This is a genomic window from Cryptosporangium sp. NPDC051539 (assembly GCF_044454545.1).
In the GTDB taxonomy this organism is placed as follows: Bacteria; Actinomycetota; Actinomycetes; order Mycobacteriales; family Cryptosporangiaceae; genus Cryptosporangium.
In genome coordinates, this window is sequence record NZ_JBITDV010000009.1 from 270,776 (window position 1) to 297,178 (window position 26,403).

Consider the following 26,403-nt stretch of genomic DNA (forward strand, 5'->3'; position numbering starts at 1 on the left):
CGCGCGCCGCGGCTGGGCCCCCCCCCCCCCGCGCCCCCCGGGGGGGGCGCCGCGCGGGTGTGTGGCTCCCCGGGGGGGGGGGCCCCCCCCGCCCCCCCCCCCCAACCCCTCATCCCTCGCACAGAGAGAAGAGCATGTGGACGCCCTGATCACACCGCTGCTGAACGGCAGCGCACAAGGTGCGCTGCTCCTGCTCGCCGCATTGGGCCTCTCGCTCACGTTCGGCCAGATGGGCGTGATCAACATGGCCCACGGCGAGTTCCTCATGATCGGCGCGTTCAGCGCCTACCTGGTCCAGCAGGTCATCACCGCGAGCAACCTGTCGATCCCGGTCGCGCTCCCGGTCGCGTTCGTCGTCGCCGGTCTGTTCGGCCTCGTGCTGGAGATCACGATCATCCAGTGGATGTACCGCAGGCCCCTCGACACGTTGCTGGTGACCGTCGGGGTGAGCCTGATCCTGCAGCAGGCGGCACTGCAGATCTTCCCGTCCCAGGGCGTTCCGGTGGAGAAGCCGGACTGGCTCGACGGGCAGCTGAACGTCCTTGGCTACGAGTGGCCGCTGCGGCAGGTGTTCACCATCGTGCTCGCGGCCGCCTGCGTGGCCGCGCTGGCGGCCTGGCTCAAGTACACCTCGTTCGGCCGGCGCATCCGGGCGACCGTGCAGAACCGGGACCTGGCCGAGACCTCGGGGATCTCCACCCGCACCGTCGACCGTCTGACGTTCTTCGCCGGGTCCGGTCTGGCCGGGGTCGCCGGCGTGGCCGCCTCGCTCATCGGCGGCACGAACTCCCAGATGGGCGCCCAGTACATCATCCCGGCCTTCCTCGTCGTCGCCGCCGGCGGCATCGGTCAGCTCAAGGGCACGATCATCGCCGCCTGGGCGGTGGGCGTCGCCCTCGCGTACTTCGCGTACTGGACGACCGGCAGCTTCGCGCAGGTGCTCGCCTTCATCCTCGTGATCGTCTTCCTGCAGGTACGCCCGCAGGGACTGTTCACGGTGCGAACCCGGAGTCTCGTATGAGGGAGTCTGGTATGACCAAACGGAAGCCATGGCTTTCCCTGGCGGGCATCGGGGTGTTCGCCGTCCTGCTCCTCGCGGTCGCGCCCCTCGTGCTCAGCGATCACTGGCTCAGCAACCTCGGCAAGTACTGCTGCTGGGCCATCGCCGCCGTCGGCATCGGCCTGGCCTGGGGCCGGGGCGGGATGCTCGTGATGGGGCAGGGGGTGTTCTTCGCTCTCGGCGCCTACTCGATGGCCATGCACCTCACGCTGGAGACCGCCGGTGACCGGATCCCCGGCTTCATGGTGCTCTACGACCCGCTCGCGCCGCTCCCGGCGTTCTGGGAACCGTTCCGCAGCACCGCGTTCACCCTGCTGGCGATCGTGCTGCTCCCGGTGATCGTGGCCGGCCTCCTCGGCTACGCGCTGTTCAAGCGGGGCGTGAAGGGCGCGTACTTCGCGATCCTGGCGCAGGCGCTCGCCGTCGCGCTGGCCACCCTGATCAGCTCCACGATCCGCGAGACCGGCGGCGACACCGGGCTCAGCGACTTCAAGTACTTCTTCGGCTTCGTGCTGAACGACCCGGCGAACAGGGTCATGGTGTACCTCATCGCCGCCGCGCTTCTCATCGTGTGCCTGCTCGCGGTGTGGCAGCTCTACCGCAGCCGCTTCGGTGAGCTCCTGGTTGCCACCCGGGACGCCGAGGAGCGCGTACGGTTCCTCGGCTACGACCCGGGCACCGTCAAGCTCGTCGCCTTCGTCATCTCCGCGCTGATGGCGAGCATCGGCGGAGCGATGTTCGTGCCCATCGTCGGCATCATCACTCCGGCCGAGATCGGCGCCGCGGCCTCGATCTTCCTGATCGCGGGCGTCGCCCTCGGCGGCCGCGCGTCGCTGTTCGGCCCCGCGCTCGGCGCGATAGCGGTCGGATGGGGGCAGTCGAGCCTCGGCTCGACCTGGCCCGACGGCTGGCCCTACGTCCTCGGCCTGCTGTTCATCGTCGTCATTCTCTTCCTGCCCAAGGGCCTGTCGTCGCTGCCGGCCCGGTTCACACTGCCGCGCCGGAGCCCCGAGGAACCCCCCGCCCCCGCTCCCGCCGAGCTCGAAGAGGTGCGCTCATGAGCCTCGTCGTCACGGACCTCCACGTCGAGTTCTCCGGCTTCGTCGCGGTCAGCGGCGTCTCCTTCGACGCGCACCCCGGCGAGGTCCGGTTCCTCATCGGCCCGAACGGCGCCGGCAAGACGACCTGCATCGACGCCATCACCGGGCTGTCCAAGGCCACCGGGTCGGCGAAGCTCGGCGAGACGGAGCTGCTCGGCAAGCCGGTGCACAAGATCGTCCGACTCGGGGTCGGCCGCACGTTCCAGACCGCGAGCGTCTTCGACGAGCTCTCGGTGCTGCAGAACCTCGACATCGCCGCCGGACGCCACCGCCGTTCGGTCTCGCTCCTGCGCGCCCGGCCCGGCGTCGACGCGTCGATCGAGCGGGCGCTGGAGGAGACCGGACTCGCCGGTGAGCTCGCCACGCCGGCCGGCATCCTGTCGCACGGACAGAAGCAGTGGCTGGAGATCGCGATGCTGCTCGTCCAGGACGCGAAGGTGCTGCTGCTCGACGAGCCCGTCGCCGGCATGAGCCAGGACGAGCGCACCGCGACCGGCGAGCTGCTCCAGCGCGTCGCGGCGAACCACACCGTGCTCGTGGTCGAGCACGACATGGACTTCATGCGCCGCTTCGCCACGCGCGTGACGGTGCTGCACCAGGGCAAGGTGCTCTCGGAAGGCACGGTGGCCGAGGTTCAGGCCGATCCCCAGGTGCAGGAGGTCTACCTCGGCACGGCGGGAGCGGCGACCGCGGCCGCCGCGTCGGTCGTCCCGGAACCGGTGGCCGCGACGCAACAGCGGACGGAGAACTGACATGCTCGAGCTCACCGACATCGAGGCCGGCTACGGGCGCACGCGGGTGCTGCACGGAGTGACGGTGCCGGTCGGCAACGTCGTGGCCGTGCTCGGCCACAACGGCGCCGGCAAGACGACCCTGCTGCGTCTCGCGATCGGCCTCATCAAGCCGTCGAAAGGCCGCGTGATGTTCGACGGCGAGGACATCTCGTCGCTCGCTCCCAACCAGCGCATCGCGCGCGGCATGGCGTACGTACCGCAGGGCCAGCAGGCCTTCGGCCAGCTCACGACACTCGAGAATCTGCAGCTCGTCGCCGACGGGCGCCGGGGCGGCAAGGCCCTCATCGACGCGCAGCTGGCCCGCTTCCCCGCCCTGGAGCAGTTCGCCACCCGGAAGGCAGGTCTGCTCTCGGGCGGTCAGCGCCAGCAGCTCGCGATCGCCCGCGCCCTCATCACCGGGCCGAAGCTGCTCATCCTCGACGAGCCGACCGAGGGCATCCAGCCCACGATCGTCGCCGAGATCGAGCAGACCATCGTCCAGCTGGCCCAAGAGGGCATCAACGTGCTGCTCGTCGAGCAGCACATCGGCTTCGCCCTGGAGGCGGCCGAGCGTTACGTCGTGCTCGCCTCGGGCGGCGTCACACACACCGGCGACGGTGGCTCGGCCGCCACCTCCACCGTGCGAGCCGCGATGGCGATCTGACCTGCCCGCAACGTGGTCGTAACGGCGGCCCGGAAAGATCCCCTCGAGGGGATGCCACTGTGTCGACGGACAACGCGCGCGCGGCCGCGGAGGACAGCCTCGAGGACTACGCCTTCCGCTACGTCCCGCGCACCTTCCGGCGCTGGAGCGCGGCCTCCGTCGGCGCCACCGCCCTCGGGTCGATCGCGTTCCTCGCCGATTTCTCGATCGGCGCGAGCATCGGTATCGACCACGGCACCGCCAACGCCGCGCTCGGCATCCTGTTCGCGTCGGTCATCATCCTCATCGTGGGCGTGCCCGTGGCCTACTACGCTGCCCGCTACAACCTCGACCTCGACCTCATCGCCCGTGGCTCGGGATTCGGCTACTACGGCTCGATGATCACCACCATGGTCTTCGCGGGCTTCACCTGCATCTTCTTCGCCCTCGAGGGCGCCATCATGGCGCAGGGGCTGCAGGTGGCGACGGAGATGCCGTTGTGGCTCGGCTATCTCATCTCGACCGTCGTCGTGATCCCGATCGTCATCTACGGCATGCGTGCGCTGGAGCGCCTGCAGTTCTGGACCACGCCGCTGTGGCTCGCCCTCGCCCTGCTACCGCTGCTGTGGATCCTCGTCTCCGACCCCGAGGCGGTGCACGCCTTCACCTCGTTCACCGGCAACTCCGACGGCTCGGTCAAGTTCGGTGCCGTGGTCTCGAGTGCGGCCGTGTGCTTCGCCCTCACCCCGCAGCTGGCGGAGCAGATCGACTACCTCCGCGCGATGCCGCCGCGCACTCCGTCGAACGCCCGCTCGTGGTGGACGTCGTTCGCGTTCGCGGGCCCGGGCTGGGTCATCTTCAGCGGCACCAAGCAGGTGATCGGGGTGTTTCTCGCGGTCTACCTCCTCGTCAAGGTCGAACCCACCCTCGGATACCGCGCGACCGAACCGGTCAAGCAGTTCGTCGTGATGTACCAGACCCTCGTCCCCGACTGGCTCGCGATCGTTCTCGCCCTAGTGCTCATCGTGGTGGCGCAGGTGAAGATCAACGTGACGAACGCCTACTCGGGCTCGCTCGCGTGGTCGAACGTCTTCACCCGGATGGCGAAGCACTACCCGGGGCGCACGATCTTCGTGCTGTTCAACCTCGTGATCGCCTACGCGCTCATGATGCTGGACGTCTTCACGCTCATCTCTTTCGTGCTGAGCCTCTACGCGAACGTCGTGATGGCGTGGCTCGTGACGATCGCCGCCGATATCGCCATCAACAAATGGGTGCTGCGCATCTCGCCGCGTTTTCCCGAATTCCGCCGCGGCATGCTCCACGACTGGAACCCGGTCGGGCTGGTGTCGGTGGGGCTCGCCTCGGCGCTGTCGCTGCTCGCGTTCGCCGGGCTGCTCGGCCCGGGAGTGAAGCCGTTCTCGGTGCTCATCGCGATCGGCGTCGCGATCGTCGCCACGCCGGTCATGGCCCTGGCCACGAGGGGGCGCTACTACCTGCGCCGCCAGTCCGACGGCATCGACTCCCCCCGGTTCGACGCCGACGGCAACCCCTCGGGTGAGCGGCTCCGCTGCCATGTCACCGGGTACACGTTCGAGCGGCCGGATATGCTGGCCTCGGCCGAGAGGGGACCGCACGGCGAGGTGCAGTACGTCTCGTCGCTCGCGCTCGCGCTCGACGACTCCGATCGATACGTGCTCCCGGCGGAAGTCACCGAGCCCCCGCGTTGGGCTGCTGGTCGCTGGGCAGCCGGCCGAGGGGCAGCCGGCCGAGGGCCGGCCGGCCGAGGGGAGGAGACGTGAAGGAGGAGTCGGTCGACACCGCGACCGCGATCCTCGCGAGCGCCGCGGTGCTGCTGCGTGAGCGGACGTTCGACGACATCTCTTATCGTGCCCTCGCCGACGAGGTCGGCATCTCGGAGCGCACGATCTACCGCCAGTACCCCACGCGCGCGCACCTGCTCGCCGCGCTCTCGAACTGGATCGAGGAGACCTGCTTTCCGCTCCCGCCGTTCGTGACCGTGTCCGATTTCTGCGCCGCCGCGCACGAGCGCTTCCGCGCCTTCGACGCGTCGCCCGCGTACGCGTACGTCGGGGCGCGGGCGTCCGCGATCTCGCCGACGCTCGACGCCGCCGGGCCGGCCTACCTCACGCGTGCGATCGAGGCGATGCTCGACGTGGCGGCGCCGACGCTCAACCGGCGCGATCGGCGGCGGGTCGCGGCCTCCCTGCGCTACTTCTCGTCGGCGATGTTCTGGGCGCGGCTGCGCACGGGCTTCGACCTGGATGCGGCCGAGATCTGCGACGCGTTCGACCGCGCCGTGGGCACCGTGCTCGCGAGGCTGCCTGAGGCGACGTGGGCCGAGCAGTGACGGGAGTCGGGCCGCTGATCGGGGTTCGGGCCGTGACGGGGGTCCGGGCCGTCCTCGCGGGTCGGGCCGTCCTCGCGGGTCGGGCCGCGAACGGGGGGCAGGCTGTGACCGGGGTCGAGCGGTGACCGGGGTGACGGCTGCGTCGGCGCTGAGCGGTACGCAGGTGGCGATCCTCGCCGCCTACGCCGAACTGATCGAAGAGGTCGGCAGCGACGACGTGTCGTACCGGGTCATCGCGCGCCGGGCCGGCATCGGCGAGCGCACGGTGTTCCGCAACTACCCCACGCGCGTCGACCTGCTGCTGGCGACCGCAGCGTGGATCGAGGCGACGCTCTTCGCCCGCGAGGAGTCGGACTCGATCTTCGACATCCCCCTCGCGATCCGCGACGCGATGCAGCGGTACGACGCCCGGCCCGAGCTCGCGCACGTCGTCGCCGAGACCGCGATGCGCGGCGTGAGCGGCGCGGCGCCGTCGCCCGGCCGGGCGCAGCTCGAACGGCTGCTGGACGCCGAGGTGCCCTCCCTCGACGCGGCGCAGCGCCGGGCGATCATCGCGGCGCTCTCGCACCTCGACTCCGTCGGGACCTGGGTGACCTTCCGCCGCGAGTTCGGCATGGACCGGCGTGACATCGCCGACGCCGCCGCGTGGGCGGCCGAGGCGGTGCTCGACACCATCCGCGACCGCGTCGTCCCGTAGCGGAGCGCACGAGCCCAGCCAGAGGCTGTTCGTGCGCGGACACCTGGCGGACCGGACGGGACCCGATTCGCGCCGCCTTCCCGCAGCTCAGCGTCCGCTGTGACGACTCCGGGTCGTCCGTCGTCGCGTCCGCTGACCGACTCGATCAGGCCGGATCCCGCTGGGCCGCGCCCATCCGTCGCCCGGAGGGCCAGGACGTTCGAAGGAGGCCCCGATCGTGATGCGGTCGAGCCGCAGGTCAGAGCTTTCGACCGTGGCCCACGACCCGGGGACCGGATCGTCCCGCGACGTCGAGATCCCCCGACGGCGGCGCCGCGCTCCACCTCGCCGCCGGCCGATTGCCGAACGAACAACTCCTCCGGCCCGCGGCGGAGGCTATGGTCACCCTTTCGTACCGGGAGAAGGGCACGGGCGTGGCGCCGGCGACAGCCGAAGACTTCGATCGCAGGATCGATCCGTACCGGTCGGAGCTGCTGGCCCACTGCTACCGGATGCTCGGCTCGGTCCACGATGCCGAGGATCTGGTGCAGGAGACCTACCTGAGGGCGTGGCGCGCGAGAGACCGGTACGACGAGAGCCGCAGCTCCGTGCGGACCTGGCTGTACCGCATCGCGACGAACGTCTGCCTCACCGCGCTCGAGAGCCGCAGCCGCCGTCCGCTGCCGTCCGGTCTGGTCGCCGAGAGCGATCCGCGCGGACCGTTGGTCCCCGGCGGGGAGGTCACCTGGCTCCAGCCGCTTCCGGACTCCCTGCTGAGCCGGGGCGAGCCGGGCGTCGCGGCGACCGACCGCACCGGCCTGCGGCTGGCCTTCGTCGCCGCTCTGCAGCACCTGTCCGCGCGCCAGCGTGCGGCGTTGATCCTCCGTGAGGTGCTCGACTTCTCGTCGGCCGAGGCGGCAGACGTCTTGAGCACCACGTCCGCTTCGGTCAACAGCGCGCTGCAACGGGCCAGGGCGCGGCTCAAGGAGGCGGGGATCGCGGAGGAGCAGGTCGCCGAGCCGTCCGGAGCCGAGCAGCACGCCTGGGTGGACCGGTACCTGAAGGCCTTCGAGAAGGCCGACGTCGAAGGCCTCAAACGACTGCTCACCGAAGACGTGATCATGGAGATGCCCCCGATGGTCAACTGGTTCGTCGGGCGCGAGAACTACGGTGTTTTCATGGACTGGGTGTTCGCCAAGAGCGGCAGCGAGTGGCGCTTCCGGCCGGTCGGTGCCAACGGGCAGCCGGGGTTCGCCGCCTACAACCGCGGCCCGACCGGGGCGTTCGAACTGCACACGCTGCAGGTCTTCACGGTCACGAGCAACGGCATCAGCCGCAACTCGGTCTTCCGGGACGCCGAGGTGTTCGCCTCCTTCGAGCTGCCCGCCACGCTCGAAGCCTGACGAAGTGTGCCGCCCGGCCCTTTCTCTTCGGCGTCGCGATGAGTTCTGGCCGCTCCGTCGGTATGTAGTGGCGAGTTCGCCGGAATACCCCGGCGAACCGGCCACCAGGGGAGAACCCGTTGTCCGACAGTCGTGCGAAAGACGAGGCCGCCATCCAGGCCGTGCTGGTCGACTCCTACCAGGCGTGGGAGGCAGGCGACGCCGACGGCATGGTCGCCAACTACGCCGCGGACGCGACCGCCATCATGACCGGCTCGCTCCGCGAGAACCGTGACGTGATCCGCCAGAACATGGCCCTGGGCTTCGAAGGCCCGCTCAAGGGCAGCTCGACCCGCAACAAGCAGCTCAGCTTCCGCTTCGTCGGACATGACGCGGCGATCGTCGTCAGCGAATCCGGCATCCTGTTCGCCGGCGAGACCGAGGTTCCGGACGAGCGCAAGGTCAACGCGACCTGGGTCTTCGAGAAGCGGGACGGCCAGTGGCTGATCGCCGCGTATCACAACAGCCCGGTACTGGCGCCCGGGCAGTGACACCTCACCCGCCGCCGGTGGCGACCGTGCGTAGCGGGGGAGGGGCCTGACGTCCGAGCGTCGAACCGCGTGAAGCCTCCGGTGGAGTGCAGGGGCTTCACGCGGGCCCGAGTCCGTCGCGCAAGGCCGCGAACAGCCGCTCGAGACGCACGCGCTGGTCCTCCACCACGGTGGTCGTCGGCTCGCCGGCGACGCGGCGGCGGGCGGTCTCCACGAACACCGCGCTGTAGCCGGCGATGAAGAACGCGGCGAGAAGTGTCCCGTCGCCGGCGAAGGCCGGGTCGCGATCGAGTTCGTCGGTCAGCGTCGTCTGCAGTTCGGACGCGATGGCTCTCGCGCGCGCGACCAGAGCGGGCGACTCCGCGATCGTCCGGAAGAAGGGCTCGGACCGGTCGGAGACACCGGAGAGCGGGTGCCGGGTGTCGAGGAGGCGGAAGCTCGTGTCCCGCAGGGACGTCAGCGCGTCGACGCCGGGTGCGCGGTCGCGGACGGCCGAGCGCAGCAGGTCGACCGCGTCGGTCGCGCGGTCCATGAAGAGGTCTTCCTTGCGCAGGAAGTGGTTGAAGACCGTCACCTTAGAGACTCCGGCCTCGCGCGCGATCTCGGCGACGGTGACGGCTTCGTAGCCGCGTTCGAGGAACATCCGGTTCGCGACCTCCAGGATCCGTGCGCGTGTCTGCGGGCCTCCGCGCTCGCCGGTTCTGGGCATCCGTCTCACTTTCTTGTCCGATTAAATTTACTCGGTTAATCTAATGCTCGGTCCGCCACCGGGCCCCGCACATGATTGCCGACGCCGCCCGGCCGGTCGCGTCGGTCGAGGGAAGAAGGTCCCATGCAGCCACAGACGGTCGTGCCGCCGGTCACGGTCACGCACGAGCGCACGTTCCCGGCTCCCTCCACGGTCAGCGAGCAGGCGCAGGCGTGGCTCGCCGTCGACGGCGGCGAGCTGTCGTATCCGGCTGCCGGGGACGCCGAGGCCTGGCTCGCGATGGCCGAGCAGGCGAACCGATCCACGGCCCAGCGGTTTCCGGTCTCCGCACTGCCGGTCACCGTCGAGGACCTCGACGTGGACGGCGTCACCGTGTACGCCGCGCGGCCCGACGGAGTCGAGCGGAACGCGGACGAGCCGGTCTTCCTCTGGATGCATCCCGGGGGTCTCCTGGTCGGCGGCGGGGACGCGTGCCGTACGACGACAGCCAGGACGGCGGCGTCCACGGGCATGCTCGTGTGGGGCGTGGACTACCGGCTGCCGCCACTGCACCCGTACCCGGCCGCGCTGGACGATGCGATCGCTGTGTACCGCCGCGCGGTGGTGGACCGCGATCCGTCGCGGGTGTTCCTCGGAGGCGACTCCGCGGGCGGAAACATCGCCGCGGCCCTCCTGCTGCGTGCCAAAGACGCCGGGCTGCCGATGCCCGCGGCCCTCGTGCTCAACACCCCGCAGGTCGACCTCACCGAGGCGGGCGACACCTTCCGGACCCTGGCCGGCGTGGACAACGTCCTCCGCAGCCTGCGAGCGACGAACGCCCTGTACGCGGCCGGGGCCGACCTGCGGGATCCGTACCTCTCGCCGGTCCTGGGTGAGCTGTCCGGGTTCCCGCCGACGTTCCTCCGAAGCGGGACCCGCGATCTGTTCCTCTCCAACACCGTCCGGATGCACCGCAAGCTGCGCAGCGCCGGTGTGGAGGCGGAACTGCACGTGTTCGAGGCCATGCCGCACGGCGGTTTCGGGGGCGACAGCCCGGAGGACCGGGAGGCCGCTGCCGAACAGCGTCGGTTCCTGAACAAGCACGGCCTGGACAATCACGGCCTTGGTGAGCACCGCGCTCGGGCCACGACCGGGCGGGAGGACGGGGCCTCGTGAAGGCCGTCGAGTTCAGCCGGTTCGGGGGCCCGGAGGTCCTCGAGATCGCGGATCTTCCGAAGCCGCACCCGGGCCCCGGTCAGGTCCGGATCGCGGTGCGCGCCGCCGGGATCAACGCGAGCGACTGGCAGAAGCGTCAAGGGCTGCTGGACGAGGAGCTTCCGCAGACCTTGGGCTACGAGGCGGCGGGCATCGTCGACGAACTCGGCGCCGGTGTCACCGATGTCGCGGTCGGTGACCGTGTGTTCGGGTTCTCCGCCGTCAGCGGCGCGCAAGCGGAACTGACCGTGCTGTCCAACTACGCGCCCATCCCGCCGTCGCTCGGCTTCGCTGAGGCCGCCGCACTACCGGCCGCGACCGAGACGGCTGCGCGTGCCCTCGACCAGCTGGGCGTCGAGAAGGGCGACACGCTGCTCATCAACGGCGCCTCCGGAAGCGTCGGCAGCGCCGCCGTCCAGCTCGCCGTGGCCCGGGGCGCGCGCGTGATCGGTACCGGCAGCCCGGCCACCCACGATGCCCTGCGCTCGCTCGGCGCCGAACCGGTCGCCTACGGTGCCGGCCTGGCGGAGCGGATCCGTGCGCTCGCTCCCGACGGGGTCGACCTCGCGCTCGACGTCGCCGGGAGCGGTATCTTGCCGGAGCTGGTCACCCTCGCCGGTGGTGCGGAGCACGTGATCACGATCGCCGACTTCGCCGGTGCCCAGCGGCACGGCGTGCGGTTCAGCCGAGGCGACGCAGGTCGTGCGCTCTACGTGATCACCCAGATCGGCGAGCTGATCGAGTCCGGCCGGTTCGCGCTCCCGGTCGGGCGGACGTTCCCGCTGACCGACGTGGCGGAGGCACACCGTGTCGGCGAGGCAGGCCGGGTGCGCGGAAAACTCGTACTGCTGGTCGGCTGATCCGACTCCACCGTCGGTGCGCGTCTCCCCGGCCGGAGGCGATTCTCACCGGCATCCACGCTGATTCCGGCTACGCCGGCGGCGTCCTGCCCGCCGGTCACGCCGCACGCGCGGCGGCGTGGCCCGGCCTGGTCGCGTGACCGCGCTCCGGACGCAGCGGTGACGGAACAGCTGACCGCCGCTTTCCGTGAGTGACGGCGATCGTCAGGTCGCTCGTGGGCTCTCCCTCAGCGCAACGGGGTCTTCGATCAGGAGGCGGCGGGCGATGCGGCGGAGAGCCGTTCGCACCTGGTCGGAGTCCCAATTGGACAGCTGGCCGCTGAGCCAGGCCGTCCAGCCGTCGACGATCGCCGTGGCGGCCCGCTGCCCGCGCTCGGTGAGCTCGAGCCGGTCGCCGGTACGGGTCAGGTAGCCCGCGTCGGCGAGGTGATCGAAGAACGAGGTGAGGACGCCGTGCGGAAGGTGTAGCCGATGCTCGATGTCGGCTTGGCGAGCCGGTCCGCCCAGTGCCTTGTCGCGGACGTTGACGACGATCAGGCCCCACGCGGTGGGGAGGTCCGGACCGGCCCGCACGGCTCCGGGATCCCGGCGCACGATCTGGCTGACGAGAACTTCCAGCTGCGAGTCGGAGTTCGCCTCGGTCGGCATGCCGAATCCTTCGCCCGCGCTGCGGGCGGCTTCCCGCGTGGCGCCGCGCAAGCCGACCTGCGGAAGGAGGAGCGCGAGCAGGAGGCCGATGCCCGCGCCGAGCACGAACATCGAGGCCGATTGCACGGCGATCGACGTCTGTTCGTCCATCCGGGAAAGCAGGAACAACCCGAGGCCGATCAGACTCGTCCCGGCAATCGGAAAGGGCTTGTAGATACCCGTCCGGCCCACGATTTGTCCCGCGGTCACCGAGGTGATCAGCAGCCCGAGCACCAGGGGCAGCGTCCGGACCCCGGAGAGGGTCGCGCTGGCGCCACCGACGTATTGCAGGAAGGACGGGAGGAACGACAACGCGCCGGGCATGGCGAACCCGACGAGGAAACTGAGCGCCGAGGCGACGGAGAACACCCGGCTGCGAAAAAGCCGTATCGGCAGAATCGGTTCCGGAGTCCGGCGCTCCGCCCAGACGAACGCGGCCAGCGCCGGGATCGACACGGCGAACAGCCCGACGATGGTGGCCGACGTCCAGGCGTACTCCGCGCCGCCCCACGACGTGGCCAGCGCCGGGATCGTCCGAGCGGCGACGAGGACGACGAGGATCCCGAGAGGGACGTTCACGTAGAACGCCCACCGCCACGACAGGTGATCGGTGAAGACACCGCCGAGCAGGGGACCGATGACGGTCGTGACGCCGAACACCGCACCGAGGGCGCCCTGGTACCGGCCTCGTTCGCGGAGCGGGATGATTTCGCCGATCAGCGCGCTGGCCGTCACGACCAGACCGCCGGACCCGATGCCCTGAACCGCGCGGGCGGCGATGAGCATGCCCATGCCGTTGGCCAGACCGCAAAAGAACGACCCGACGAGGAAGACGACGACGCTGAGCTGAAAAATGCGTTTGCGTCCGTAGAGATCGCCGAATTTTCCGGCGAGCACGGCTGCGACCGTCTGAGCCAGCAGGTACGACGTCACGATCCAGCTCACATGGCTGGAGCCGCCGAGATCTCCCACGATCGTCGGTAGCGCGCTCGACACGAGCGTTTGATCCAGCGCCGAGAGCAACATTCCCAACAGAACCGTCGCGAAGACGATGGTGCGTCGCGACCGCGAGATCGGCGTCATCGGACGGCGACAGCAGTGACGACATGAACCGCTGTCGCGACCGAGGCGCCGGCGATCATCGTCCACTTCCGGGTGGCGACGCCGATCGTGACGTCACCGACCTGGGCCGCGGCGGCGGCGAGGAGCAGGAGCACGGTGGCCGGGACGGTCCACACCAGCGGCGCGAGACCGGCCGTCACACCCAGCGGCACTCCTCGCGTCGCGTACATCCAGCCGTAGAACCGTTCGCCGGCCGTCGGCTTCCCGCTCTCGCTCAGCGCCTCCGGGCGGAATCCTCCGATGAGCGAGAAAGCGACCCCGGCGATCGCGACGACCGCGTTGAGGATCAGCAGAACGATCACGGGGCGTACTCGGTGGACGGTTCGGTGCCGTACTTCGCCCACACCTGAGTGACGGACGCGGCCGTCAGCTGCTGCCCGGACTCGACCATCGTTTTGAGGTCGCGGAAGTACTGCACGTACAGGTCCGGGGTGAACGTGTTGAGCATGCGGGCTTCGACGTCGCCGTGGTTGGCGAAGGTGTGCGGTGCCCCTGGGGGGACCATGACCCAGGTGCCGGCCGGCGCGTCGTGGTCCTCCTGTCCGACGGTGAACGTCACCGTGCCGGTGAGCACGTAGAAGCCCTCGTCGTGCTGGGCATGACGATGCTGGGGCGGCCCGGGGGTGTGCGGAGGAATGATCACTTCGCCCAGGCCCAGGCGGTGGTCGGTGCTACTGCCGTCTTCGAGGATCCGGATCCGGGCCGGCCCGTTGACGATGAGTTCGCCGTCGTCGGGACCGACGATCTGTACCGCAACCATGACATCTCCCTGACTGGTGTTTGCCGTCGCTCCGACCGTAGGGATAGTGGCGCCTTCATGCAAGTGTGCTCTCACGAAGATAGTGAGCTCGCTTCGTGAGGGCGCGGGGTATAGTCGACCGAGGCGCAGGGGAGGATCACCGTGGACGAGCCGAGTTCCCGTCGGCGCACCAACCAGATGGAACGCACCCGCTCGGCGATCGTCGCGGCCGCCCGCGAACTGGCCGACACGGGTGCGGAGATCACGATGCCGCTGATCGCGGCGGAGGCGCGGGTGTCCGAGGCGACCGCCTACCGGTACTTTCCCGACCTGATCTCGCTGCTGCGCGCCGCGGTGGAGGCGGAAGACCAGCTCGCGACCCTGCGTTCGGTGACCACCGGCGAGGATCCGGTCGAACGGATAGGTCAGGCCGCGGAGACGCTCGGCCGGGCGGTACTTCGCAGGCAGGGCGTCGTGCGGACCGTCGTCGCGTCCACGATCGCCAAACCGTCCCAGGCCACGACCCGCCCGGTGAGTCGCTTCAAGCTCATCGAGTACGCGCTCGCACCCTGGATCGAACGGAACGGGCTCGCCGGGCATCCGGAGGTCGAGCAGCTCGTTCGCGACCTGGCTCTCGTCGTCAGCGCCGAGTCGGTCTTCACCCTCGTCGACCTGTGCGGCCTGACTCCCGACGACGCCGTCGCCGGCCTCGTGGCGTCCGCCCGACGAACCACCGCGGCAGCGATCACCACGATCAGCCCCCGGCCGGCGACGTGACCGAGGTCGTTAGGTGAGTGCCTGCTTGTCGGGTTTGCCGCTCGGCGCGAGCGGGACCCGGTCGATCGCGGTGATCGTCAGCGGCACCGAGGCCTCTCCGAGGCGTTCGACGATCAGCCGGCGCAGCGGGCCCGGGGTCGTCGTCCGGCCCGCCGTGGGGACGACGTAAGCGTGGATCGCCTCGCCCGTCCGTTCGTCCGGCCTGCCGACGACGTACGCCTCCGCCACGTCGGGATGGCCGGCGAGCACCCGTTCGATCGGGCCGGCGTGGACCAGGGTGGCGTTGACGATGATCACGTCGCGGATTCGGCCCAGCAGGCGCAGGTAGCCGTCGTCTCCCACCCGGGCCAGGTCGCGAGTGCGGACCCAGCCGCCGGCGAAGACCTCGGCGGTCTCGGCCGGATCTTTCCAGTATCCCGACGCCTGGGACGGCGTCCGGACGAACAGTTCGCCCTCGAGCGCGGGGTTCCCGGCGTCGTCGCGGATGGACAGCTGGGTGACCGCCGGCGGGCGGCCGACGGAGGCCAGCGCCGCCTCGGACGCGAGCATCTCGGTGGGGGTCACCATCGTGATCATGCCGGTCTCGGTCTGACCGTAACCGTGGAAGACGACGGGGCCGAGCACGTCCAGCGCCTCCGCCAGCCGCCCCGGTTCCACCGGTGAACCGGAGACGAGCAACGCGCCCAGGTGGGTCAGGTCGACGGGCTTCTCCCGCTGGTCGCGGACCAGTTGATACAGCTTGCCGACGGTGATCACGCTGGCGGTGGCCCGGTGCCGGACGAGCGCGCCCGGGAAGTCGGGGGAGTGGGCCACGACCATCGTGCCGCCCGCGGCCAGTGTGAGCACGCCGTACTCGAGCATCACCTGGCTGCTCAGCGACCCGAAGACCAGATAGCGTCGCAGGCGCGAGGCCAGGTCGCGGATCGGCGGGGGCCAGCGGTCGGGGTGGGCGGCCCAGGCCGCGGTCATCGCCGCGTAGGTCTGTACGCAGCCCTTGGGATAGCCGGTGCTGCCACTGGTGTAGATGATCCGGGCGATGTCCCCGGGCCGGCCGGCCGCCACCAGCGGCACACGGTCGTCCGGGGTCGCGGCGAGCTCGGCCAGCCGGGGTGCGTCGATCAGCAGCGCGTCGTCGCGGCTTAGCAGGTGGCGCCGTTGCTCGTCGGTCAGGCCAGGGCGAATGCCCGACACGCGCGCCCCCACGGCGAACGCCGCGATCGTCGCCGCGAACGCCTCCGGAACCACCCCGACCTGCAGCGCCACACCGTCGCCGGGGGCGACGCCGGCGCTGCGCAGTCCGGCCGCCATCCGCCGGATCAGCGCCGCCATCCCGGATCCGTCGACGATCCGGTCGCCGTCCTCGAAGACCGGCCGATCGCCGTCGGATTCGAGCCGGTCGAGTACCGCCTGCGGCCACATCGTCAGAGGATGCCCTTGAGGAACACCGCAAGCGGCTGCTGATGCACCGTCGGCAAGTTCCAGTGGTTCTCGAGATTCTCCGCGAGGTGGTGCTCGGCGACGATCCGGCCGTCGCGGTACGCCCGGATGACCGGGTGCAGGTAACTCGCGCCGTGCGCGGCCATCGGATCGTTCTCGGCGATCCGGGGTACGGAGATGTCGAACGGGTCCACGGTGTCGTGGTCCGGGCCGTACTCCAGCGTCACCACGAACGCGACCGGCGGGGAGCCGAGCCCACCGTCCTGGAAGTACGCGACCGGCACCTCCTCGTGGTACCACGCGGTCTGCCCGGTGATCGTGACCACGTCGGCGAGGACGGCGAACTGCTGCCACAGCGCGGAAGTGCGGTTGATCCGGGTGATGACCGCGTCGGTGATCGCTTCCGGCGTGGCGTCCAGCCGCTCGGCCGGCCACGGCCGGTTCCCGTGGCGGCTGTGCAGGATGTGGTGCAGAGCGCGGACGCCGTAGCGGAAGCCGTGGATGAAACCGTTTGTGGACTTCGTGAAATCGCGCTGCTGGGTCAGCGTCCCGGCGAAGTAGAGCCCCGGCACGTTCACCGACTCGAACGCGGCGGTCTGCGCCGGGAAGCGATCGTCGACGGCCAGTTCGGGGCGGCAGGTGCCGTCGAAGAGCGAGGCGTCGAAGCGGAATCCGGTGCAGAGGATGATCCGGTCGTACTCGAGAATCCGGACCGATTCGACCGTGCGGGCGTAGAGGAACTCCACCCGGTAGCCGCCCTCGGGCCGCCGGGAGATCTTCTGGATCGTGCCGTCCAGCACCGCGTTCTGCGACTTGAGCTGGTAGGTGTCCAGGAAGTTGTTGTTGACCGCGCGGAGGTGGCCGACGTAGTGCGACTGCCAGGCCAGCTTGACCGAGTGCGGTCCGGCCACGTGGATGACCGCGGCGTTCTCGACGAGCGCGTCCGCCGTCTCGAAGCCGGAGTTGCCCTTGCCGACGATCAGCACCCGCTGGTCGGTGAAGTCCTCGGGATCGACGCTGACGGTGTCGTACCGCTCGGCCAGCTCGACGCCGTCGATGTCGGGCACGGAGAGCTGCGACACACCGGTGGCGACGACGACCCGCCGCGCTTCCCAGGTCTTCGCGGCGGTGGTGACCCGGAAGAGACCGTCGGAGACGGCGACCCGGGAAACCGCGGTGTCGTACTCGACGCGCAGGCCGACGGCGAAGTCGGCCAGGTAGCGCACCAGGTCGTCGGCGTGCGGGAAGTAGCGCTTGCTGTACCGGGTGAATCGCAGCGCCGGGTCGTCGGTGAGCAGGGAGTTCCAGTCGGCGCGCAGGTTGAACTCCGGGTCGGCGGAGCCGGTGTGCACCTTGTTGATCGAGATCAGCCGGCGGTGCCGCGGATAGACGGTGAAGAACGTTCCCGGCGCCGGGCCGGCCTCCAGCACCACGTAGTCCTGACCGTCGCGCTCCAACAGCGCTGCGAGCTGCAGTCCCGCGGGTCCCGCGCCGATGATCAGATAGTCGTGCGTCATGGGCGCGAAACTAGTGGGGGGAATTCAAAACGCTCTGAGAATCCGTGCCTAGCGTCCGGGCGATGACGACACGAGTTGATTTGGCCGGGCCGCTGCCCGCCGCCGCCCTGCGCGCCGCGGCCGAGCCGATCACGGTGGTGGTCGGCGACGAGGTCCGCGAGCGGGTCGCTACGTCGCGGGCGTTCCTCGGCAAGGTGCTGGGCGACGACCGTGCGGTCTACGGCAACACGACGGGGTTCGGGGCGCTCGTCGGTTACGCCGGGCGGAGCGACATGCGTGACCAGGCCGACAACACGCTGGCGCACCTCGGCGCCGGACAGGGCCCGGACGTCGAAGCCGGGGTGGCCAGGGCGACGATGCTGGTCCGCGTCTGGTCGCTGGCACAGGGGGCCTCCGGGGTGTCGCCGCACGTCGTCGACGCGCTCGCGGCGATGCTGGCCACGACGTTCGTGCCGGTGATGCCGCGGTACGGCTCGGTCGGCGCGAGCGGCGACCTGATTCCGCTGGGGGCGGCGGCACAGGCTCTCCGGGGGCGCGGGCACGCCTATCTGGACGGTGTCCGGATGCCCGCCGCCGACGCGCTGGCCGCGGCCGGCCTGACGCCGCTCGCCCTCGACGGCCGGGACGCGCTGGCCCTGGTCAACGGCACGTCGCTGACCACGGCCGCCTCCGCGCTGGCGCTCGAGGACGTGCGCGCGTCCCATCGGTCGATCCGGGTGCTGACCTGCGTGCTCGCCGACCAGCTGGGCTGCGACCCGCAGTTCCTCGACGAGCGGCTGATCGCCCGGTACAACCACCCGGGCGCCGTCGACGTGGCAGCGGCGATGCGCGCGACGCTGGCCGGAACGGTGCCGTCCGGGGGGCGGCCGCTGCAGGAGCCGTACAGCATCCGCTGCGCACCGCAGCTGCTCGGGGCGGCCGAGGACGCGCTGCGCTACGTCGACGGTGTGGTGGAGGCCGACCTGGGCAGTGTCAGCGACAACCCGCTCTTCTTCGCCGCCGACGACGAGGTGGTGCACGGCGGGAACTTCTTCGGCCAGCCCGCGGCGTTCGCCGGCGACGTGTTGTCGATGGTGATCGCCCAGCTCGGCAACCTCGCCGAACGCCAGCTCGACCTGCTGGTCGACCCGCACCGCAACGGTGGCCTGCCTCCCATGCTCGCCGCGGGTCCCGGCCGTCAGCACGGGCTGCAAGGCGTGCAACTGGCGACCACCGCGTTCCTCACCGAGATCCGCCGGGACGCGATGCCGGCCAGCATGCAGAGCTTGCCCACCAACCTGCACAACCAGGACGTGATCCCGCTCGGGACGCAGGCCGCGCTGCGAGCGCTGGACCAGGCGCGGCTGCTCCGGCTGATCTGCGGGTCGCTGGCGCTGGGGCTGCGTCAGGCCCGGCACGTCGGCGCGCGCCCGCCCGTTGCGCGGGGCTGTGCCGCGGCGCTCGATGCGCTGGCCGCCGCGATCCCCCCGGTCGATCCCGACCGTCCGCTGGAGCACGAGGTGCGGATCGCGGCGGACCTGCTGGAACGCGAGTCGGCCTGAGTTTTCTTTGATTTCTCGCCCCTACGGTGACCGCCGTGACGCTTGATTACCTGATCATCGGGGCCGGTCCGGCCGGTCTTCAGCTCGCCGCGCTGCTGGAGGCCGACGGTGAGCGCGACTATCTGGTGCTCGAGGCGGCGGAGGCTCCCGGCGCCTTCTTCACCCGCTACCCGCGGCACCGGCAGCTGATCTCCATCAACAAACCGCGCACCGGCTCGGACGACCCGGAGCGCAACCTGCGGCTGGACTGGAACTCGCTCCTCAGCGATGATCCGGCGCTGCGCTTCACGAACTACACCGAGCGCTACTTCCCGGACGCCGACGTGATGGTGCGCTACCTCGCCGACTTCGCGGCCGGGACGGGCGCCAAGGTCAGCTACGGCGAGCGGGTCACCCGAGTGACCAAACGGGACGGCGTTTTCGAGGTCACCGCCGGCGCGGTCCACCGTGCCCGGCGGGTCGTCGTGGCGACCGGCGTCTCGCGGGCGTACGCGCCGGAGATCCCGGGGTTCGACCTGGTCGAGCGCTACGACACGATGCCGATCGACCCGCGCGGCTTCCTCGATCAGCGTGTGCTGATCATCGGCAAGGGCAACTCCGCGTTCGAGACCGCGGACGCACTGATGGAGACGACCACGCTGATCCATGTGGCCGGACCGAGCTCGGTGCGGATGGCCTGGCGTACCCATTACGTCGGGCACCTGCGGGCGGTGAACAACAACTTCCTGGACACTTACCAGCTGAAGTCGGCCAACGCGATCCTGGACGGCTCGATCAGGAACATCGCCAGGGACGAGGACGGCTACACCGTCACGTTCAGCTTTTCCCGGGCCGACGAAGTGATCAAGGAGCTTCGCTACGACCGGGTGCTCGCGTGCACCGGCTTCGCGTTCGACGACTCGATCTTCGACGACACCTGCCGCCCCGAACTGGCCGTCAACGGCCGTTTCCCCGCGCAGACCGAGGCCTGGGAGTCGGTGAACGTGGAGGGCCTCTACTTCGCCGGCACGCTCTCGCAGGAACGGGATTTCAAGAAGTCCACCAGCGGATTCATCCACGGCTTCCGCTACGGGGTGCGCGCGCTCCACAAGATCCTGGAGCGACGGTACGGCGAGGCGCCGTGGCCGGCCGAGAAGCTGGACGCCACCCCGCAGGCGATCACCGGCGCGATCGTCAGCCGGGTCAACCGCAGTTCGGCGCTCTGGCAGCAGTTCGGCTTCCTCGGCGACGTCGTCACGGTCTCCGGGGCGGATGCGCGCTACCACGACGAGGTGCCGGTCGAGTACTTCGCGCGCAGCGGGCTCTCCACCGCCGACCACGACGACCGGACCGCGTTCGTCGTCACGCTGGAATACGGGCCCGAGCACGACCAGGTGGATCCGTTCGACATCACGGTGTCGCGGATCGCGCAGGACACCGTGGGCCAGGCCCACGACGCCGCGTACCTCCACCCGGTCGTGCGCTACTACCGCGAGAACCGGCTGATCGCGACCCATCACCTGGCCGAAAACCTGGAGAACGAGTGGGACCGGCCGCAGGTGCACGTCGCGCCGCTGACCGCGTTCCTGGAGCGCTGCCTCGCCGGCACCGCGAGCTGATGCTCACCGTCGAGGGCGTGAACCTCGCCGAGGTGGCCGCGATCGCCCGGCAGCGGCTCGACCCGGTGCACTGGGACTTTTTCGCGGGCGGGGCCGGCGACGAGCGCACACTGCGCGGCAACGAGGAGGCGTTCGCCCGGCGGCGCCTCGTCCCGAGGATCTTGCGTGGAGGCGGGGAACGGGACCTGCGGACCACGGTGCTCGGCACCGAGCTTTCGATGCCGGTACTGGTGGCGCCCACCGCGTTCCACCTGCTGGCGCATCCGGGGGGCGAGACCGCGACGGCGCGCGGCACCGCCGGGGCCGGCACCGCGATGGTGGTCAGCATGGCGGCCACCCAGGGCGTCGAGGAGATCGCCGCGGCCGGAGCAGCGCTGTGGTTCCAGCTCTACCCTCAGCCGGACCTGGAGTTCACCGCGGCCGTCGTGCGCCGGGCCGAGGAAGCGGGCTGCCGGGCGCTGGTCGTCACCGTCGACTCGCCCGTGTTCGGCCGGCGCGAGCGCGACCTCCGGCACGGTTTCCTCGATCTCCCGGCCGGGCTGGCCTGCGAGAACATGCGCGACGCCCACGGGCGGGTCCGGGACATCGTGATGGACGCCGGTCTCGACTGGAGCCGGATCGCCTGGCTACGCGGCCGGACGACGCTGCCGATCGTGCTGAAGGGTGTGCTGCACCCGGCCGATGCGCTGCTCGCCGTCGAGCACGGCGTGGACGCTCTGATCGTGTCCAACCACGGCGGGCGCCAGCTCGACGGGGCCGTGGCGACGCTGGAGGCACTCGCACCGGTGGCCGGGGCCGTGGGCGGGCGGATCCCGGTCCTGCTCGACGGCGGCGTGCGGCGCGGTGCGGACGTCGTGGTCGCGCTGGCGCTGGGCGCGCGGGCGGTACTGATCGGACGGCCGGTGATCTGGGGGCTCGCGGCAGGCGGGAGCGACGGGGTGCGTCACGTGCTGGAGTTGCTGCGCGCGGAGCTCGACGCGGCACTGGCCCTCTGCGGCGTCGCGCGGCCCGCCGAGCTCACCGCTGATCTCGTCGCGCCCGGGTCGCGGCGGTGAGCGCGATGGCCGCGCCGCTCCTGCTCGTCCTGGCGATCGGCGCGTGGACCGTGCCGCGCTGGCTGCCGGCCGCGGTGATCCGGCTCCGGGAACGGATCTTCGCCCGGGTGAACGGCGCCGAAGGGATCCCGGTGCCGGGGCCCCTCGTCGGCGCGGAGTACTTCGAGCGCGTGTACGCCGACCCCGCGGCCGACGGCCGCAGCCGGGGCGCGGGCCTGTCCGACCTGTTCTGGTACTGGCTGGCGCCCGGCCCGCAGATGCACCAGGAGCACCTGGAGCCGGGGGAGCGCTACCGGACCGTCGCGCGCACGACCCGGCAGGTGCTGGCCCTGCCGCACCGGCGCTCCGACCGGCTGGCCGCGGTCGCGACCCGGCGGGTGCTCGACGATCTGCCGGTCGACCGGGTCAGCCACGTGCGGCTGCGTGACCTCATGATGCCGGTCTGGGCCGAGGTCTACTACGAACTGGTCTTCGGCGAGGACTGCCCGCCGGACGCACGGACGCTGATCGTGGCCAACGCGAACGACGTGGTGACCGCCCTGAAAGGCACCGGACTGCGGCACCTGGACCGCCGCGACCGGCTGACCCGCTACCTGATCGCCCGGATCCGGTCGGGGACCTGCCCGGTGACGCTGCCGTACCCGGAGTTCTCGGTCGAGGAGACGGCCTGGTACCTGCAGGGTGCGTTCTTCAACACCGCCGTCGTGCAGATGTCCGAGGCGATGGCGCACGTGCTGCTGGCAGCCGCCCGGCATCCGGCCGCGGCACCGGCGGTGGACGACGACGAGGCGATCGATCGGTTCATCGACGAGACGCTGCGGCTGCACCCGCTGTTCGGCATCGCCCACCGCATCACGTCGGCGCCGATCGTCGTGCACGACGGCCTGACGCTGCCGGCCGGGTCGGTGCTGCTCTTCAACTATCTGGCGTTCCAGCGGACCGGACCCGCCCCCGACGACACCTTCGACCCGGACCGCTGGCTGACGCTCCGGCGCAAGGACGCGCACTTCGTCCCGTACGGCGTGACCGCGAACCGGGCCTGTCCCGCGCGTGGTGCCGCGCCGGTGATGCTGCGTGCGGCGACCCGGGAGGTCCTGCGTCGTTATCTCCTCGCCTCGTCGGTCTCGCACACCCGTTCACTGCCCAGCCGCGGTCCGGCGTATCTGACGCCGGCCGGGGTCGCCGGGCCCGGGGGCCTGCGCCTGCGGGCGATGCGGCTGCGGGACGGCTGGGCCGACGTCGGCCGCTCGCTGGTGCAGTTCGTGTTCGGCACCTGGATGGTCGTCGACGCCCGGCGACAGAGGCTCTGCGCTACCTACTTCGAGGAGGCACACCGGTGACGCCCACGGAACTGGCACCGCGGTTCTTCATCGCCGTCGCGGTGATCCTGCTGTTCTGCCGGGCGGTGTCCTGGCTCCTGGGCCGGATCGGCCAGCCTCCGGTCGTCAGCGAGATGCTGGCCGGGGTGTTGCTCGGGCCGTCGCTGCTCGGCCTGCTCCTGCCGGACGTCGAGAAGGCGCTGTTCCCCGCCTCGCTGCTGCCGGTGCTCTACGTCGTCGGCCAGGTCGGCCTGGTGCTGTTCATGTTCCAGGCCGGGTACGCGTTCACCGCTCACCGCGTCACCGGCTTGGCCAGCACGGCCGGGGTGGTCTCGGTGGTCGGTGTGGCCGCGCCGCTGCTGCTCGGCGTGCTGCTGGTACTGGCCACCGCCGGGATGGTGCCGATTCAGGCCGACGGTACCTCGCGCGGCGTCTCCGCTGCGTTCGTCGGTGTGGCGCTCGCGATCACCGCGTTCCCGATGCTGGCCCGGATCATCACCGAACGCGGCCAGGCCGGCACCCGGCACGGCACGTTGGCGCTGGCCAGCGGGGCGATCGACGACCTGATCGCCTGGATCATGCTGGCCGTGGTGCTGGCGTTCGCGTCGGGCGAGGCCGGGCCCGCGACGATCACGGCGGGCGGCGCGGTGCTGTTCGGCCTCGTTCTCTGGTTCGGCGGACGCCGTGCCGCGGCCGCGCTGATGACCAGTGACCGCCTCGGCGACCAGGCCCGGACCCTGGGCACGGTGGCGCCGCTGTTCCTGGTCGCCTGGTACACCGACGAGATCGGCCTGTACGCGGTTTTCGGGGCGTTCGCGGTCGGCGTGGTCATGCCACGCACCGCGCGTACCGACCGGGTGGTCGACACGCTCACCCCGGTTGCCGCGACGGTGTTCCTGCCGCTGTTCTTCACGTTCTCCGGCCTGCGCACCGAGTTCGGCCTGCTGGGCAACCCCGCTGTGCTGCTCTTCGCGGTCGGCTGCGTGACGGTGGCGATCGTGGGGAAGTTCGGCGCCTGCTGGGCCGCGGCGCGGTGGCGCGGCGAGCCGCAGGGGGTCGCGCTCCGGGTCGGCGCGCTGATGAACGCCCGCGGCCTCATGCAGCTGATCGCACTCAACGTGGGTCTGGAGGCCGGCATCGTCAACTCGTCGTTGTTCACCGTGCTGGTGCTGGTCGCTCTGGTCACGACGCTGATGACGACACCGCTGCTGACCTGGATCGAGCGGCTGAAGAGTAGCTCGATGCTTGAAGACTCTACTAACGCTCTCGCCAACCCGGGATATATGCCATCGTCGATGGGTGCTTCGGGCGAAACCCCATCGACTGCTGCTGGTCGAGGATGACGGGGATCTGAGAGGTCTTCTCAGCGAGAGCCTGGTCGACGAGGGGTACGTGGTCGACCAGGCTCCCGACGGCCACCGCGGTCTCCATCTGGGCCTGACCCGGCCCTACGACGTGATGGTCATCGACCGGCGGCTGCCCGCCCTCGACGGCCTCGACCTGGTCACGCGGCTGCGCTCCCGGGCCGTGTCGACCCGGGCGTTGATGCTGACCGCCCTCGGCACCGTCGCCGATCGGGTCGCCGGCCTCGACGCCGGTGCCGACGACTATCTGGCCAAGCCGTTCGACCTGGACGAGTTCAGCGCCCGGGTACGGGCGCTGTGCCGCCGCACCGCCGACGCGACCGAGACGCTGCGGGTCGGCGCGGGCCTGCTCGACCTGGCCCTGCGGGACGCGGTCGCGCCCGACGGCACCCGGGTCGCCCTGTCGGCCCGCGAGTTCGAGCTCCTGCGGGTGCTCGCGGCCCGGCCGCACACCGTGCACTCGCGGCGCGATCTGCGCAGCCGGGTCTTCGACGAGGCCGCCGCGGCGTCCATCGTCGACACGTACGTCTACTACCTGCGCCGCAAGCTCGGCAAGGCCGTCGTGCGCACGGTGCACGGCCTCGGCTACCGGCTCGGTACCCTGTGACGGATCCGGTCTCGAGGGCGATCGTCCGGCGGGCCCGGGTCCGGATCGGCCTGCTGGTCGGGCTCGCCCTCAGCACGCTGGTCGCGGTGGCCGGCGGGATCGCCTACGCCGGCCTGCTCCATAGCCAGGAGCAGCAGATCCAGCGGGTACTGCAGTGGGACGCGAGGCAGGGTAGCCCGAGCGACCCACCGGCCTGCGCGTGGATCTTCGTCCTCGACGGCACGCGGCTCGACACCGGACCCGTCGCGCCGCCTGCGGGTCTGCCGATGACGGCTGAGCTGCGGACGGCCGCCGCCGACCGCAGCACGCGGCTGGCCACGATCGAGCGCAACGGCACCGTCTACTACGTACGCACGCAGCCGCGAGGACAGGCGACCGTGCAGGCCGTGTTCGACGCCCGCTACCAGCTCGCCGACCGCCGCCGGCTGCTCCGCGCCTTCGCCCTCGCGGGTGCGGCCGGGCTGCTCGCCGCCGCGCTGATCGGCCTGATCGTGGGGCGGCGCGCCGTCGCCCCGCTCGCCGAGGCGCTCAGCCGGCAGCGTCGGTTCGTCGCCGATGCCAGCCATGAGCTGCGCACACCCATTGCCCAGGTGCACGTCCGCGCCCAGCTGCTGGCCCGGCGCGCCCGGACCGAGGCCACGTCCCCGGACGTCCGCGACCTGGACCGGCTGGTGGGCACCACCCGGCGTCTCGGCGAGATCGTCGACGAGCTGCTGCTCTCGGCCCGGCTCGGCGCCGCACCGGCCGGCGCACGCGCACGTGCCACGATCGACTTGAGCGGCCTGGCGGCGACGGCAGTGGCCGCGGAGGCCGAACGCGCCGCCGAGCGCGCGATCACCGTGACGCTGAAAACTCCGGGTGAGCCGCTGCCGGTGCCGGGCATCGACTCGGCGCTGCGCCGGGTCGTCGGAGAGCTGCTGGCGAACGCGCTCACCCACACTCCGGCCTCCGGCCGGATCGCCGTCACCGTGCGACGAACGCGGCGCGGCCTCGCGGAACTCGTCGTCGCGGACACCGGTGACGGCTTCGACCCGGCCGACGCGCGCCGCCTCTTCGACCGCTTCCATTGCGGCCCGGGCGCGGGCGATCGCCGTTTCGGCCTGGGGCTCGCGTTGGTGCGCGAGGTGGTGAGCAGCCACCACGGCACGATCACGGCGGACGGCCGGCCGGGCAGCGGCGCGATCTTCACCGTCCGGCTGCCCGCGGCCCCGCCCCCGACGACACCGCGCCTCCGCGCCGCCTGGCGTCGCCCCCGGCTCGAGCGTCCGTTGCGGTGGCGGGCGCGATGGTGAACGAGTATCGACGCGGCAAGTCCCGCGAA

At 71.0% G+C, this 26,403-nt stretch carries 25 protein-coding genes; 19 read left to right on the plus strand and 6 right to left on the minus strand.

What is annotated here, in order from left to right; all coding sequences use genetic code 11:
- The first annotated feature begins 136 nt into the window (after positions 1 to 136).
- The 9 genes from urtB (at position 137) to ACIBZJ_RS27865 (ending at position 8,556) form a co-directional block, all read left to right on the plus strand.
- Positions 137 to 1,021: an urea ABC transporter permease subunit UrtB gene (gene urtB, locus ACIBZJ_RS27825; RefSeq protein ID WP_395934610.1), complete on the plus strand. Its 885-nt coding sequence runs from the start codon at positions 137 to 139 to the stop codon at positions 1,019 to 1,021.
- A gap of 11 nt (positions 1,022 to 1,032) precedes the next feature.
- Positions 1,033 to 2,121, plus strand: a complete 1,089-nt coding sequence (urtC, locus tag ACIBZJ_RS27830) for an urea ABC transporter permease subunit UrtC (RefSeq protein WP_395934612.1) — start codon at positions 1,033 to 1,035, stop codon at positions 2,119 to 2,121.
- Entirely contained in the window at positions 2,118 to 2,912 is a 795-nt protein-coding gene (urtD, locus tag ACIBZJ_RS27835; protein ID WP_395934614.1) for an urea ABC transporter ATP-binding protein UrtD, read from the plus strand. The genes urtC and urtD overlap by 4 nt, the downstream gene beginning before the upstream one ends.
- 1 nt (position 2,913) lies before the next feature.
- Positions 2,914 to 3,597 carry an ATP-binding cassette domain-containing protein gene (locus tag ACIBZJ_RS27840; RefSeq protein WP_395934616.1) on the plus strand — a complete coding sequence of 228 codons (684 nt, stop codon included), beginning with the start codon at positions 2,914 to 2,916 and terminating at the stop codon, positions 3,595 to 3,597.
- Positions 3,598 to 3,656: 59 nt separating this feature from the next.
- Positions 3,657 to 5,378 (plus strand): purine-cytosine permease family protein, encoded by a 1,722-nt coding sequence (locus ACIBZJ_RS27845; RefSeq protein WP_395934618.1) that lies wholly within the window; start codon positions 3,657 to 3,659, stop codon positions 5,376 to 5,378.
- On the plus strand, positions 5,375 to 5,947 hold the full coding sequence (locus ACIBZJ_RS27850) for a TetR/AcrR family transcriptional regulator (protein WP_395934620.1): 573 nt from the start codon (positions 5,375 to 5,377) through the stop codon (positions 5,945 to 5,947). Before ACIBZJ_RS27845 ends, ACIBZJ_RS27850 begins: the two co-directional genes overlap by 4 nt.
- A gap of 130 nt (positions 5,948 to 6,077) precedes the next feature.
- On the plus strand, positions 6,078 to 6,644 hold the full coding sequence (locus ACIBZJ_RS27855; RefSeq protein ID WP_395934622.1) for a TetR/AcrR family transcriptional regulator: 567 nt from the start codon (positions 6,078 to 6,080) through the stop codon (positions 6,642 to 6,644).
- A gap of 377 nt (positions 6,645 to 7,021) precedes the next feature.
- Positions 7,022 to 8,026, plus strand: coding sequence for a sigma-70 family RNA polymerase sigma factor (locus ACIBZJ_RS27860; RefSeq protein WP_395934624.1), 1,005 nt, complete (start codon positions 7,022 to 7,024; stop codon positions 8,024 to 8,026).
- 119 nt (positions 8,027 to 8,145) lie between these two features.
- On the plus strand, positions 8,146 to 8,556 hold the full coding sequence (locus ACIBZJ_RS27865; protein WP_395934626.1) for an SgcJ/EcaC family oxidoreductase: 411 nt from the start codon (positions 8,146 to 8,148) through the stop codon (positions 8,554 to 8,556).
- A gap of 97 nt (positions 8,557 to 8,653) precedes the next feature.
- On the opposite strand, the gene ACIBZJ_RS27870 is transcribed toward ACIBZJ_RS27865, so the two are convergent.
- Positions 8,654 to 9,265 carry a TetR/AcrR family transcriptional regulator gene (locus tag ACIBZJ_RS27870; protein WP_395934628.1) on the minus strand — a complete coding sequence of 204 codons (612 nt, stop codon included), beginning with the start codon at positions 9,263 to 9,265 and terminating at the stop codon, positions 8,654 to 8,656.
- Positions 9,266 to 9,388: 123 nt separating this feature from the next.
- Between ACIBZJ_RS27870 and ACIBZJ_RS27875 the strand changes: the two genes are divergently transcribed.
- Together ACIBZJ_RS27875 and ACIBZJ_RS27880 are read left to right on the plus strand one after the other, a co-directional pair.
- Positions 9,389 to 10,420, plus strand: a complete 1,032-nt coding sequence (locus tag ACIBZJ_RS27875; RefSeq protein ID WP_395934630.1) for an alpha/beta hydrolase — start codon at positions 9,389 to 9,391, stop codon at positions 10,418 to 10,420.
- Positions 10,417 to 11,319: an NADP-dependent oxidoreductase gene (locus ACIBZJ_RS27880; protein ID WP_395934632.1), complete on the plus strand. Its 903-nt coding sequence runs from the start codon at positions 10,417 to 10,419 to the stop codon at positions 11,317 to 11,319. Before ACIBZJ_RS27875 ends, ACIBZJ_RS27880 begins: the two co-directional genes overlap by 4 nt.
- A gap of 204 nt (positions 11,320 to 11,523) precedes the next feature.
- On the opposite strand, the gene ACIBZJ_RS27885 is transcribed toward ACIBZJ_RS27880, so the two are convergent.
- Genes ACIBZJ_RS27885 through ACIBZJ_RS27895 form a run of 3 tightly spaced genes read right to left on the minus strand, consistent with a single transcriptional unit; the run spans position 11,524 to position 13,888 of the window.
- Positions 11,524 to 13,089 (minus strand): MFS transporter, encoded by a 1,566-nt coding sequence (locus ACIBZJ_RS27885; protein ID WP_395934634.1) that lies wholly within the window; start codon positions 13,087 to 13,089, stop codon positions 11,524 to 11,526.
- Positions 13,086 to 13,430 carry a hypothetical protein gene (locus ACIBZJ_RS27890; protein ID WP_395934636.1) on the minus strand — a complete coding sequence of 115 codons (345 nt, stop codon included), beginning with the start codon at positions 13,428 to 13,430 and terminating at the stop codon, positions 13,086 to 13,088. The genes ACIBZJ_RS27885 and ACIBZJ_RS27890 overlap by 4 nt, the downstream gene beginning before the upstream one ends.
- A complete protein-coding gene (locus ACIBZJ_RS27895; RefSeq protein WP_395934638.1) occupies positions 13,427 to 13,888 on the minus strand; it encodes a cupin domain-containing protein in 462 nt (153 codons plus the stop codon). The genes ACIBZJ_RS27890 and ACIBZJ_RS27895 overlap by 4 nt, the downstream gene beginning before the upstream one ends.
- A gap of 141 nt (positions 13,889 to 14,029) precedes the next feature.
- Between ACIBZJ_RS27895 and ACIBZJ_RS27900 the strand changes: the two genes are divergently transcribed.
- Positions 14,030 to 14,644, plus strand: a complete 615-nt coding sequence (locus ACIBZJ_RS27900) for a TetR/AcrR family transcriptional regulator (protein ID WP_395934640.1) — start codon at positions 14,030 to 14,032, stop codon at positions 14,642 to 14,644.
- Positions 14,645 to 14,653: 9 nt separating this feature from the next.
- Here ACIBZJ_RS27900 and ACIBZJ_RS27905 read toward each other — a convergent pair whose 3' ends face one another.
- Both ACIBZJ_RS27905 and ACIBZJ_RS27910 read right to left on the minus strand, forming a co-directional pair.
- Positions 14,654 to 16,063 carry a class I adenylate-forming enzyme family protein gene (locus ACIBZJ_RS27905; protein WP_395934642.1) on the minus strand — a complete coding sequence of 470 codons (1,410 nt, stop codon included), beginning with the start codon at positions 16,061 to 16,063 and terminating at the stop codon, positions 14,654 to 14,656.
- A 2-nt stretch (positions 16,064 to 16,065) separates the two neighbouring features.
- Entirely contained in the window at positions 16,066 to 17,598 is a 1,533-nt protein-coding gene (locus ACIBZJ_RS27910; protein ID WP_395934644.1) for an NAD(P)-binding domain-containing protein, read from the minus strand.
- A gap of 62 nt (positions 17,599 to 17,660) precedes the next feature.
- Here ACIBZJ_RS27910 and ACIBZJ_RS27915 point away from each other — a divergent pair, with 62 nt between their 5' ends.
- Genes ACIBZJ_RS27915 through ACIBZJ_RS27945 form a run of 7 tightly spaced genes read left to right on the plus strand, consistent with a single transcriptional unit; the run spans position 17,661 to position 26,374 of the window.
- On the plus strand, positions 17,661 to 19,139 hold the full coding sequence (locus tag ACIBZJ_RS27915) for an aromatic amino acid ammonia-lyase (RefSeq protein WP_395934646.1): 1,479 nt from the start codon (positions 17,661 to 17,663) through the stop codon (positions 19,137 to 19,139).
- A 35-nt stretch (positions 19,140 to 19,174) separates the two neighbouring features.
- Positions 19,175 to 20,737, plus strand: a complete 1,563-nt coding sequence (locus tag ACIBZJ_RS27920; protein WP_395934648.1) for an NAD(P)-binding domain-containing protein — start codon at positions 19,175 to 19,177, stop codon at positions 20,735 to 20,737.
- Positions 20,737 to 21,792, plus strand: a complete 1,056-nt coding sequence (locus ACIBZJ_RS27925; protein WP_395934650.1) for an alpha-hydroxy acid oxidase — start codon at positions 20,737 to 20,739, stop codon at positions 21,790 to 21,792. The genes ACIBZJ_RS27920 and ACIBZJ_RS27925 overlap by 1 nt, the downstream gene beginning before the upstream one ends.
- Before the next feature lie 5 nt (positions 21,793 to 21,797).
- Positions 21,798 to 23,132 carry a cytochrome P450 gene (locus ACIBZJ_RS27930; protein WP_395934652.1) on the plus strand — a complete coding sequence of 445 codons (1,335 nt, stop codon included), beginning with the start codon at positions 21,798 to 21,800 and terminating at the stop codon, positions 23,130 to 23,132.
- Positions 23,129 to 24,454, plus strand: a complete 1,326-nt coding sequence (locus ACIBZJ_RS27935) for a cation:proton antiporter (protein ID WP_395934654.1) — start codon at positions 23,129 to 23,131, stop codon at positions 24,452 to 24,454. Before ACIBZJ_RS27930 ends, ACIBZJ_RS27935 begins: the two co-directional genes overlap by 4 nt.
- Positions 24,435 to 25,082 carry a response regulator transcription factor gene (locus tag ACIBZJ_RS27940; protein WP_395934865.1) on the plus strand — a complete coding sequence of 216 codons (648 nt, stop codon included), beginning with the start codon at positions 24,435 to 24,437 and terminating at the stop codon, positions 25,080 to 25,082. Before ACIBZJ_RS27935 ends, ACIBZJ_RS27940 begins: the two co-directional genes overlap by 20 nt.
- On the plus strand, positions 25,079 to 26,374 hold the full coding sequence (locus tag ACIBZJ_RS27945; protein ID WP_395934656.1) for a sensor histidine kinase: 1,296 nt from the start codon (positions 25,079 to 25,081) through the stop codon (positions 26,372 to 26,374). The genes ACIBZJ_RS27940 and ACIBZJ_RS27945 overlap by 4 nt, the downstream gene beginning before the upstream one ends.
- Positions 26,375 to 26,403 lie beyond the last annotated feature (29 nt).